Origin of the sequence: Ligilactobacillus salivarius, assembly GCF_035231985.1 — a bacterium.
GTDB lineage: Bacteria > Bacillota > Bacilli > Lactobacillales > Lactobacillaceae > Ligilactobacillus > Ligilactobacillus salivarius.
In genome coordinates, this window is record NZ_CP117983.1 from 24012 (window position 1) to 35817 (window position 11806).

The window sequence follows — 11806 nt, forward strand, 5'->3', positions numbered from 1 at the left end:
CTAAACTTATGAAAAATTTCTTTACAATTATTGGTGGTATGGGCACGATGGCAACTGAAAGCTATATTCATCAGTTGAATTTACGTACACCAGCTAATAATGATCAAGAATATTTGAATTATATTTTGGTTAATCATGCAACAGTTCCAGATAGAACAGCCTATATCTTAGATAATAGTAAACCAAATCCTAAGATTCCATTATTGGAAGATTTTAAACAACAAGCAGGTTTAAAACCAGACTTCTTTACATTGCCATGTAACACAGCACATTATTTTTATAATGAGTTACAAGCTGCAGTTGATGTACCTGTGTTGCATATGCCACGTTTAGCGGTTGAACAAATTAAGCAAGATTATCCTAATACTAAAAGAGTAGGGATTGTCGCAACTAACGGTACTTTACATGACGGTGTATACGATAAAGAAATCTTAGATGCTGGTTATGAATTAGTAAAACCAACAGCTGAAATTCAAGCTAAGACAATGGAATTAATTTATGATGACATTAAAGAAAAAGATTATGTTGATGGTAAATTATTCTATGAATTAGTTGAAGATATGGTAAAAGATGAAAAGTGTGATGCGGTTATTTTAGGTTGTACAGAGTTATCATTAGCTCAAGAGAGAGAACCTATTACTGATTTACCAATTATCGATAGTCAATCAGTATTGGTCGATAAGACGTTGGAATTAGCACTAAAAACACAAAAGAATAAATAGTAGAAAACCAGTGGGCAACGACCACTGGTTTTTTGTTATCTATTAAATTTCAAACGTAAGCTTGGCTCAGTAAACCATAAAATTAGGAAATTAAGTAGTAGTAGAGTAGCGGTAGAAATGAAAACAACATTGTAATCAAAAAGACCAGCTAAAGAACCACCTAAAAGTGAGCCGAACATATTGCCTAAAGCTTGGAAAGATTGATTCCAAGAAAAGACGGCAGATGTAGCTGATGCAGGAGAATTCTTTGTTAGTAAAGTTTGGATGGTAGGAAATAGTGCCCCATCAGAAATACCAATAAAGAAACGTAGAATTCCTAGTAACCAAATGCTTGAAACAAATCCTTGTGGGAAGTACATGATAACAGCAAAAAGATAACCTGCCATTAGAACTTTATTTGATCCATGAGCATCACCATAAGCTCCTAAACGTGGAGCTGAAATAATATTGGAAATACCTGGTAAAGCAGCAATAATACCAGCCACTAAGGCAATTGGGCCTTGATTGTGCATAAGTTCTTTGATGTATAAACTGATAATAGGGGCAATTGAAATATTCCCCAATTGAACCATCATAGTAGAAATAAGCAGAACAATGATTAGCCGAGGGTTTTGAAATTGTGATAATAAACCACGATGTTCTTTAGAATTTTTTTCTCGTTTAACAGGTACGAAGTATTCTTTAACTAAAGTGGCAGATAAAATTCCTGCTAGGGCTAGTAAGGAAGCGGTGATAAAAAAAGTGTCTCTAATAGAAAAGAATTGGGCTAATACACCACCGATGATAGGTCCCATTAACATTCCAGAAGTTGAGCCAGTGACTAGAGTTCCTAGAGCTTTCCCACTATGCTTTCTAGGTGTTTGCGATGCTATTAAAGCTTGAGCATTTGAAATGAAGCCTGAAAATAAACCTTGAAGGGCACGTAAGGCAATTAATTCCCAGACGTTAGTGACAAGTCCCATTAAAAACATAGCAAAGGCCATACCAAAGGAAGCGCGAATTAACATAATTTTGCGTCCTTTAATATCAGCTAGCATTCCCCATAATGGAGAAACGATGGCAGTGACTAGAAAAGTAGCAGCATAGACCAAACCGCTATAAAAGGAAACTTGTGCCTTAGAAAAATGTCCTAGTTGACTGACATATAAAGACATAAATGGCATAAGCTCACTAAAAGCAATACCAGCGATAAAAGTACAAACCCATAGAATGTATAAATTACGTTTCCATGGGCTTTTTTCTCGTTGTGCTTCGTCCATAAAATAGTCCTTTCCTTTGTATAATATCGAAATATAGCTTATAGTAGTAAAGAAAGTAAAATAATTACTATATTAATTTACAAAGTGTAATGATAGACCTAATAATAAATAAATGCAAGTGAGAGAATAAAAAATGACACAAAAAAGAAATTTATCAGCCGAAAAAATAATAGAAGCAGCTAAAGAGATTATAAATAAAGAAGGGGCTGAGAAATTAAGTTTCAGTAAGGTTGCTGGTGTATTAGGGGTACATTCTCAGGCGATGTATCCATATTTTGCCGATAAAGAAGAACTAAAAATTGCAGTAATTAATGATTTTTTAGATAGTTTAGCTGAACAGATTAAAGAAGAATTGCAAGGAATTTCTGGAAAAGAAGCTCTACGTATATATGGTCGTAAACTACATGAATTATTATTGATCCAGCCACGATTAACACGTTTGGCTTTTGGTGGAATTGATTATAGTCAAAAAGAAGAAGCAAGAAATCATTTTAAAGATTTAGTAGAGTTGTTAGAAAGTTTGATTGAACCATTTGCTAAAAATGATGTTGATGTTATAAACAGAGCACGATTATATCGAGCTATGATATTTGGGTATGCTCAAAATGAACTGTGGGGCTTATTCAAATTAGCACTAGTTCCAGCACAAACGAGCTTTGAATTTACTTTAGAAGAAGCAATAGCGACAATTACTGCGTAGAATTAAAATTCAATTAAAAGTAAGCCTTACCATTGATTTTCAATTAACTTTATAGGATAATATTAAAATAGTCTGTTTTTTCAGATAGAGAGAGAAAAAGTTTTTTGAGGTGAACAAAATTGAATATCATTATTGCATTGATACCTGCTGTTTGTTGGGGTATTTTTCCATTAATCGCTAGCAAAACTGGCGGTGGTCCTGCTAATCAAATTCTTGGAACCGGTTTAGGTGCTACTTTGGTTGGTTTAATCGTATTTGCTATCATGCACCCAACAATTACAGCTTCCGCTTTCATTTGGGCTTTCATGGCAGGTGCTTGCTGGACAATCGGTCAAATTGGACAATTTATTTCTATGAAACCTGAACGTATGGGTGTAACAACAACTATGCCTATCTCAGCTGGTTTCCAATTAGTTGGTAACTCTTTAATTGGAATGTTATTCCTAGGTAACTGGAGTGGAACAACAGCTAAGATTATTGGTCTTGTTGCTTTGGCAATCGTTGTTGTTGGTGTTGTTTTAACAGCGGTAACTGATGATAACAAGAGTGAAGCAGCTTCTGTAAAGGATGTATTATTCTTATTAGTTACAACAGTTGGTTACTGGATCTATAGTTCATTCCCTAACTTACCAGCTGTAAGACACGTTTCTCCAACTGCATTATACTTACCTGAAATGTTAGGTATTTTGTGTGGTGCTTTAATCTTTGTTTTCGCTACTAGAGAAACATCTGCATTAACAGCACGTGAAAGTTGGGCTGGTATGATCGGTGGAGCAATTTGGGGTATTGCAGCATTTGCATATATCTTCTCTGCTCAAGAAAACGGAACTTCAAGTGCATTTATTTACACACAATTGAGTGTAGTTATTTCTACTTTAGGTGGGATGTTGTTCTTACATGAACGTAAAACTTCTCGTGAACTAGGTTTCACATTAGCTGGTTTAGTGCTACTAGTTGTTGGTAGTGTAATCACAGGCTTTATCTAAAATATAAAATTAATAATTAAAAATAAGAGATGTCCCATAGTCATTGGCTAATTAGTTGATGACTATGGGATGTTTTTTTGTTAAATTCCGTATTATGTTTTAAACTTCGTATTATATTTTAAATTCTTTTAAACTCTTTTAAACTTTCAAACAAGAAAAATACTAATTGAAGATTAAAATTAAATTCTTTGACTGACATAATTTTCTGTAAGATATATAATTGAGTTTGTTACAACAATTGGTGTTTGGAGTTGATTAAAATGAGTGGTGAAGAAGCCAATAGTATGTTGCAGTCTGTGATGAAGCATCATCATATGCAAATGCCATGGCACAATTTTACGCCAGATAATAGCAATACTCCTGCTAAGAGGGCAACTTTGAAAGAAAAAGCTACCTTGGTAGGAAGAGTAGGGATTATGCTTCTGTCGTATGGAACTGGTGCTTGGCGAGTGCGAGATTCTATGAATACTATTGCCAGAGAGTTAAATATTTCATGTTCAGCTGATGTAGGGTTGGTATCAATTGAATATACTTGTGTTGATGAAGAAGGGCATGGATATACCCAAGCCTTATCTTTGGCAAGTACAGGTGTAAATACTGATAAATTGTCAGAAATGGAACAGTTTGTCATGGACTTCAATAAAGGTGGGTCTGATCTGAGTTCTGAACAGATCCATGAAGTACTAGATGAAATTGAGCGTAAGCCAGGACACTATACAGCTATTATGGCTGGTTTAGCGGCAGCTTCTGCATGTTGCGCCTTCGTATTTTTACTAGGCGGAGGTCTAGTAGAAATGTTGTGTTCTTTTGTAGGAGCTGGTTTTGGAAATTATATTCGTAGAAAAATGATTGAGCGACGCATTACTTTATTGGCGTGTGTGTCTGTTAGTGTGGCAGTTGCTTGTATATTCTATTTGATAGCCTTCAAATCTTTAGTAGCAGTAATGCATGTTTCATTGCAACATGAAGCTGGATATATTGGAGCGATGCTATTCGTAATTCCTGGTTTTCCATTTATAACTAGTGGACTTGATATTGCTAAACTTGATATGAGATCAGGTTTAGAAAGAATGATGTATGCGATTATGATTATCACAGTTGCTACTTTAGTAGGCTGGGTGGTAGCGATGGCAGTTCATTTAAAACCAGTAAACTTCATTCCATTAGATCTAGGAGTAATACCAATGATGCTTTTACGGATTCCTGCTAGTTTTGTCGGAGTATTTGGATTCTCAATTATGTTTAATAGTACAATTGAGATGGCAACTTGGGCTGGAATAATAGGAGCTATTGCTAATACACTTAGGTTAGAATTAGTGGATTTAACCAGCATTCCAGCAGGAGCGGCCGCATTTATTGCTGCACTAGTTGCAGGTTTATTAGCATCGCTAATTAAGGGGTATCCACGTATTTCTTTAACGGTACCTTCGATAGTGATCATGGTTCCTGGATTATATATGTATCGTGCTGTATATAATATTGGAGTTGCTTCAATTAATGTGGGAGCAACTTGGTTAACTGAGGCAGCTTTAATCGTAATGTTTTTACCACTAGGATTAATTACCGCACGTATATTGACTGATAAGAAGTGGCGTTATAAAGATTAGAAAGGAAAGATAATTTGGTATTAAAAGTAGAAAAGATTTCAACTAAGTCACAAGATTTTAAGCAGATAAAGAGAGTTTATGAGGAAGTTTTTCCAAAAGTTGAACGAATTCCTTTGTGGTTATTGAAAATGAGAGCAAATGAAGGAAAAGCAGAATTTTGTAGTCTTTATAATGAAAATGAATGGGTTGGTTTCTTCTATACAATTTTGACAAAGAAATTAGCATATATCTTCTTTCTAGCAGTAGATCCTGATAGACAAGGCGATGGTTATGGTAGCCAAGCTCTTGAAGTAATCAAAGAACGTTATCAAGATTATACAATGGGATTAAGTTCTGAGAGACCTAGTCCAGAAGCTCCAAACAATGAGCAAAGAATTCGCCGTCAAAGCTTTTACGAACGTAATGGTTTTACAAAGGCTGGGTTTTATAGTATAGAAAAAGGTGGGGTAAGATACGACTTCCTTAGTCCACAAGGCAAGGTTAAATCTAATTTATATGTTGATTTAATGGCTGAATTTTTAAAGCAAAGACAGGCTTATTATTTGCCATTAAGAGTTGAAAAAGATGATGAATAATTAGAATTCAAAAATCGTTAAAGGTCACGTTACTTAAAGCGTTAATCTTTAACGATTTTTTATTGGTGTAAATTATCTTTTCCAATCACTAATATTACCTAGTTTCGACTTAATATTTAGAATGTATCTGACAGTGCAGGAAAATTTTACTTTATATACAAATAAACAGTAATAATCATCATTACTACAATAAATACAAAAATAAAACTTAGTAAATATTTTATTAATTTTAATGAATTCATAAAAATCCACTCCTTAGATAATAAAAACAGACAAAGCTTAAATAATGAAGTATCCGTTTACACATCTAGTGATTAGATTATAATTTATATGATTCATATTGTAAACTATAATTTAAATCTAATTTATTCTATTTATAAATAGTGATGTGTAAATGGGTTTTGAAGATTTAAAGTTTCTTTTTTGATCTTATGTATTTTTTGTTGAAGTTGAAAAACAGTCTTATATCCCCAAGAAAAATACATAAAAGGTATCATCAGATGTCACTTTATGACGACATTTAATTATCCGTTAAAAACTTATAAAATAAATGATAATTAGTTGTTTACAAGACAACGTGAGAGTGTTATTCTGGTCTCTAAACTGTAAAAATAAAAGAGGTGATTTAGGTTATGTCAATGAAAACGAAGGGCATATTATTAGCTGCTGGTGGAGCATCATTATGGGGAGGTTCAGGAGCAGCAGCCCAGCAATTATTCATGACACATGCAGTGACAACAGAGTGGTTAGTAGCTGTTAGATTATTAGGTGCAGGACTACTATTATTAATTTGGGGATTAATTAAGTCTTCAAAACAAATCAACGAAATTATTCATGATCGAAAAAATATGGCAATGGTTTTGGCATTCGCAATTTTTGGAGTTATGAATTCGCAATTATCTTATTTTTTTGCTATTAAATATAGCAATGCACCGACAGCGACAGTCTTACAATATTTACAGCTAGTATTGATCGTTTTATGGATGGCTTTTGGTCAGAAAATTAGACCAAGAAGAGTAGATGGAATTTCAATTGCTGTAGCATTAATGGGAACATTTTTGCTAGTAACTGGCGGTCGTTTAGATACACTAACTCTAACCCCAATTGCGTTAGCTTGGGGATTATGGAGTGCAGTTGCTGCTACATTATATACATTACTTCCAAGTGGATTGTTGAAAAAATACGATGCGATAGTAGTATGTGGGCTAGCGATGTTTGTTAGTGGAATTATTATGTTGCCATGGTTCTTAACAATGGAACAACCACATTTATCATTATTCAATATAGTGTTAGTGATCTATATTGTGGTATTTGGAACGATGTTTGCCTATACCTTATTTTTACAAAGTATTCGTTATATAGCACCATCCGTTACCGGAATTTTAAGTGCTTTTGAACCATTGATTGCGACAATTTTAGCTGTTACTTTATTAGGAACTAAATTATCAACAGCCGCAATTATTGGATCATTATTGATTGTTTTAACAACAGTTATTCAAGCTGTGCCATTTAATGTAATATGGCGAAGATTTAGAAGGGTTAAATAAAATAACTGAAAAGTAAAAATGTTGAATTTGAACATAGGACCAATTTTTGAATTTCTGCAAAAATAAGCTAAAATTTGCAGAAATTAGAAAATTGGTCCTATCTTAAAATCGCCAAAAACAAAAATAAAGTCTTGAAATTATCCTCGTTGATAAATTCAAGACTTATTTTTATTGATTTAATTCTTCGGTTAGTGCAATAACTTTATCGACTGTGTCGTTTAAGAACTTGATAGTATTATGTAAAGGTTCTGCAGTAGTAACATCAACTCCTGCAACTTTAGCTGCATCCATTGGGGCCTTTTGATCACCTAGAGAGATATATTCTAACCAACGATCAACGGCAGGCTGACCTTCTTCTAAAACTTTTAGATAAGCTTGAGTAGCAATTGTTAAGCCAGCAGAATAAGTGTAAGAATATAATCCCATGTAGTAGTGGGATTGACGCATCCAAGTTAGACCAGCATTTTCGTCAATATCTACAGCATCGCCCCAGAAACGTTTTTGAACATCCATTTTAATTTGAGTAAGTTTATCACCATCAAAAGTTTGACCATTTTCAACTAAAGTATAAACTTCACGTTGAAAAGCTGCTTCCAATAAGTGGGTGATAAAGTTATGGAAGTAAGTATTTGTTAGCATCGTAGTATATGCGAAACGTTTCATGCGAGGATCATCACTCTTTTGTTCCAATGAATGAGTTAATAATAATTCATTAAAAGTAGAAGGAGACTCGATTAAGTATAATGATGGTTCACTTGTTAAGATTGAATTATTTTCGTTAATCTTAATAAAGTTACCAGCGTGTCCTAATTCATGAATTAAAGTATAGACATCAGGTAAAACACCAGTCCAAGACATCAAGATGTAAGGATGAAGACCGTATGGAGTTGTTTCAAAGCCACCAGATTCTTTACCGGCATTGGCAGGGAAATCTACCCAGCGTTCAGGGAAAGCTTTTAAAATTGCATTTTTATAATCTTCACCAAGTACGGAAACAGCCTCGCTAATATAGCCAGTAGCAGATTCTAAATCAGCTTTAGGTGCGAATTCAGGATCTAAGTCGATTTGTAAATCTGAGTAAAGCATCTTGTCTAAGCCACGTTCTTTTTGTAGAAGTTTAACGTATTTTTGCATAACAGGACCAAGTTCATCGATAATAACATCAATTTGACGGTCGAATGTTTCACGTGAAACTTCTTGATCTGATAATAAGTAATCAAAAACAGAATCATAGCCACGTAAATCAGCAAGTTTCTTTTCTTTGCTTACTTGAGTGTAATAGTTAGCGGCAACCGTATTTTTGTGTTTGCGCAAAGTATCAGAGAAAATTTGGTGTGCCTTATGACGTACTTCAGGATTTGGATGATATTGATAAGTATTTTCATAAAGTACAAATGACATAGGATAAGTCTTGCCATCAACTTCAAAATCTTCCATATCCCAATCAGCAGCACGAGCTGTAGTATAGATACGCTCAGACGAGTTAAGTGTAGGACTTAATGTCGCTAAAGTTTTCTCTACTTCTGGTGATAATTGATGTGGTTTTTCAACTTTCCAATGACGAACAACAGGAGCAAATTGAGGTTCAATTTCTGCAACTTGATTAAGTAAAGACACTGGATTGGTTAGAACTTCAGTTTTGAAAAATGACAAATCAGCTGTAATTGCAGCTTGTAGATTATCGTTTTCAACTAGCATCTGATTGTATTCAGGATTTGTCATATCTGTAGTTTGAGGTAGAAAAGCATAGTGTTCAATCCAACTAAGCTTTTGATAGATAGTTTCTAAATCATGTAAAGCAGCAATAATAATTTTAGCCTCAGTTAATTTAGAACGATAGTTATTTTGAAATTGTGTAACTAATTCTCTAACTGCTACCATATCTGCTTTCCAAGCTTTTTTATCTGGATAAATAGCGGTTAAATCCCATGTTTCATTAACTAGAACTTCACTTCTTTTGGGTAAAGCCATAATATCACCTCTAATAATTAATTAATGACAGTATAGCCGAGATTTTTTAAGTAAGCAATTTAAAACCATTGACGAAATAAAAATTAAGTGCTAGAATTGCTTACAATTAGTTAATAGACTTACATAATGATAGGAGGAACACCAAAATGCGTAAATTTAATTCAGTTGAATTAAATACAAGTTGTTGTGAAGCGTGTCAATTGCGCTTCACGTTTTGGTGTGCCGACAATCTGTTTTAACAAGTAATTAGATTATAACCATAACTTATACGTAGAATCGTAATTGACACTAATCCAGTAAATTTGGGTTGGTGTCTTTTTTATTAACTAAAATTAATTTGGAAGTGATGACAATGATTGTAAAAAGTGTCTATGAGTTGATAGGTCAGACTCCCTTAATAGAACTAGATTTACCAGTAGCTAAGGGAAGTAGAATTTTAGCTAAACTAGAATCCTTTAATCCTGGAGGTAGTGTAAAAGATAGATTGGGAATGTTTTTGATTGAAGCTGCGTTAAAAAGGGGAGAGATTGATAGAGATACGACAATTATAGAGCCCACAGCTGGTAATACAGGAATTGGCTTAGCCTTAGCGACTCAAAAATACCATTTAAGAACGATTTTAGTAGTACCAGAACATTTTTCAGTTGAGAAGCAAACTTTAATGAGAGCGCTGGGTGCTGAAATTATTAATACACCTAGAGCTGAAGGCATGCAGGGAGCTTTGAGAAAAAGTTGCGAACTTGCTAATCAGATCGCTAATAGTTATATACCTAATCAATTTGAAAATAGTGATAATCCCGATGCTTATACTAAAGGCTTGGGACAAGAAATTATAGATGACTTACAAGCAAATAATTTGAATTTAGATGCTTTTGTAGCAGGTGCAGGAACTGGTGGAACATTTGCAGGTACGGCTAAAATATTGCAAGCAGAATATCCAGAGATAACTTCAGTAGTAGTTCAACCAGAGGGATCGATTTTGGATAATCAACCTGAGCATTCTCATCGTACAGAAGGTATAGGTGTTGAAATAATTCCTCCTTTTTTTAAAGAAGTGAAGATTGATGAAGTTCAAACAATTAGTGATGATGAGGCATTTAATTATGTTAAACAAATGGCATTAAATCAAGGATTGTTCATAGGCTCTTCATCTGGTGCGGCTTTAGCAGCAAGTATGTATATGGCAGAAAAATTACCAGAAAATTCAACCATTGTGACAATTTTTCCAGATTCTAGTGAAAGATACTTGAGTGAAAATATATACGATTAATCGGAGGTAAAGATAATGAAATTTGAAACAAAATTAATTCATGGCGGACAAAGTGAAGATCAAGCAACAGGAGCAGTATCAATCCCTGTATATCGTTCATCAACATTTCATCAATATGAACTAGGTGGTAATCCTAAATGGGAATATAGTCGTACAGGGAATCCCACACGTGCAGCCTTAGAAGCTTTGATTGCTGATTTGGAAGGTGGGGTAGCTGGATTTGCCTTTGCTTCAGGTTCAGCTGCAATTCATGCCGTATTCTCAATGTACTCAGCTCATGATCACTTTATTGTAGGGAGTGATGTTTATGGTGGAACTTTCCGCTTGATAAACAAGGTATTGAAACGATTTGGTTTAGAATTTACAGTTGTTGATATGCAAGATTTAGCAGCAGTTGAAAATGCAATTCAAGATAATACAGTGGCAATCTACTTTGAAACTCCAACAAATCCATTGTTACAAATTGCAGATATTGCAGCTATTACAAAGATTACTAAGAAACATAAGTTAAAGACAATCGTTGATAATACTTTTGCAACTCCATATAATCAAAGACCACTTGAATTAGGTGCAGATATTGTGGTACATTCAGCTACCAAATATCTAGGAGGACATAGCGATGTAGTAGCAGGTCTAGCAGTTACTAGCGACGAAGAAATCGCAGAAAAACTAGCATTTTTACAAAATTCAATTGGTAGTACTTTGGGACCTGATGATAGTTGGTTAATTCAAAGAGGGATTAAGACATTAGGGGCTAGAATGAGAGTTCACCATGCTAATACTAAGGCTATAATTGAATTCTTAGAAAATGATACTCGAGTTGCAAGAATTCTTTACCCTGGTTTACCTGATTTTCCTGGACATGAAGTTGCTAAGAGACAAATGGATCATTTTGGAGCGATGATTTCTTTTGAATTACAAGAAGGATTAGATACTAAAAAGTTTGTTGAAAGTTTGAAAGTAATTTCTCTTGCTGAAAGCTTAGGTGGGATTGAAAGTTTAATTGAAGTTCCATCAGTAATGACACATGGTTCAATTCCTAGAGAAATTCGCTTAGAAAATGGAATTAAAGATGAATTAATTCGCCTATCAGTAGGGATTGAAGATGAAGAAGATTTAATTAATGATTTGAAGCAAGCATTAGATAAAATTGGATAATGATAGAATGG

10 protein-coding genes are annotated in these 11806 nt (G+C 34.2%); 8 read left to right on the forward strand and 2 right to left on the reverse strand.

Annotation, left to right across the window (positions count from 1 at the left end; translation table 11 throughout):
• The first annotated feature begins 8 nt into the window (after nucleotides 1-8).
• Nucleotides 9-722 (forward strand): aspartate/glutamate racemase family protein, encoded by a 714-nt coding sequence (locus PTA89_RS00110; protein ID WP_069468833.1) that lies wholly within the window; start codon nucleotides 9-11, stop codon nucleotides 720-722.
• Nucleotides 723-757: 35 nt separating this feature from the next.
• Here PTA89_RS00110 and PTA89_RS00115 read toward each other — a convergent pair whose 3' ends face one another.
• Nucleotides 758-1981 (reverse strand): MFS transporter, encoded by a 1224-nt coding sequence (locus PTA89_RS00115; RefSeq protein ID WP_109241560.1) that lies wholly within the window; start codon nucleotides 1979-1981, stop codon nucleotides 758-760.
• A 133-nt stretch (nucleotides 1982-2114) separates the two neighbouring features.
• Here PTA89_RS00115 and PTA89_RS00120 point away from each other — a divergent pair, with 133 nt between their 5' ends.
• The 5 genes from PTA89_RS00120 to PTA89_RS00140 all read left to right on the forward strand — a co-directional run bounded on the left by PTA89_RS00120 (nucleotide 2115) and on the right by PTA89_RS00140 (nucleotide 7396).
• Complete coding sequence (locus PTA89_RS00120) at nucleotides 2115-2681, forward strand: TetR/AcrR family transcriptional regulator (RefSeq protein WP_164479645.1); 567 nt, start codon at nucleotides 2115-2117, stop codon at nucleotides 2679-2681.
• Between the two features lie 119 nt (nucleotides 2682-2800).
• Nucleotides 2801-3667 carry a GRP family sugar transporter gene (locus PTA89_RS00125; protein WP_003707369.1) on the forward strand — a complete coding sequence of 289 codons (867 nt, stop codon included), beginning with the start codon at nucleotides 2801-2803 and terminating at the stop codon, nucleotides 3665-3667.
• Nucleotides 3668-3927: 260 nt separating this feature from the next.
• Nucleotides 3928-5274 (forward strand): threonine/serine exporter family protein, encoded by a 1347-nt coding sequence (locus tag PTA89_RS00130; protein WP_324177224.1) that lies wholly within the window; start codon nucleotides 3928-3930, stop codon nucleotides 5272-5274.
• 14 nt (nucleotides 5275-5288) lie between these two features.
• The gene (locus PTA89_RS00135; protein WP_324177225.1) at nucleotides 5289-5849 is read left to right on the forward strand and encodes a GNAT family N-acetyltransferase; all 561 of its coding nucleotides are present in this window, start codon (nucleotides 5289-5291) and stop codon (nucleotides 5847-5849) included.
• Between the two features lie 632 nt (nucleotides 5850-6481).
• Nucleotides 6482-7396 carry a DMT family transporter gene (locus PTA89_RS00140; RefSeq protein WP_324177226.1) on the forward strand — a complete coding sequence of 305 codons (915 nt, stop codon included), beginning with the start codon at nucleotides 6482-6484 and terminating at the stop codon, nucleotides 7394-7396.
• 168 nt (nucleotides 7397-7564) lie between these two features.
• Here PTA89_RS00140 and pepF read toward each other — a convergent pair whose 3' ends face one another.
• Nucleotides 7565-9367, reverse strand: coding sequence for an oligoendopeptidase F (gene pepF, locus PTA89_RS00145; RefSeq protein WP_324177227.1), 1803 nt, complete (start codon nucleotides 9365-9367; stop codon nucleotides 7565-7567).
• Between the two features lie 352 nt (nucleotides 9368-9719).
• Here pepF and PTA89_RS00150 point away from each other — a divergent pair, with 352 nt between their 5' ends.
• Both PTA89_RS00150 and PTA89_RS00155 read left to right on the forward strand, forming a co-directional pair.
• Entirely contained in the window at nucleotides 9720-10637 is a 918-nt protein-coding gene (locus PTA89_RS00150) for a PLP-dependent cysteine synthase family protein (protein ID WP_324177228.1), read from the forward strand.
• 15 nt (nucleotides 10638-10652) lie between these two features.
• Nucleotides 10653-11795 carry a trans-sulfuration enzyme family protein gene (locus PTA89_RS00155; RefSeq protein WP_324177229.1) on the forward strand — a complete coding sequence of 381 codons (1143 nt, stop codon included), beginning with the start codon at nucleotides 10653-10655 and terminating at the stop codon, nucleotides 11793-11795.
• Nucleotides 11796-11806: the final 11 nt, after the last annotated feature.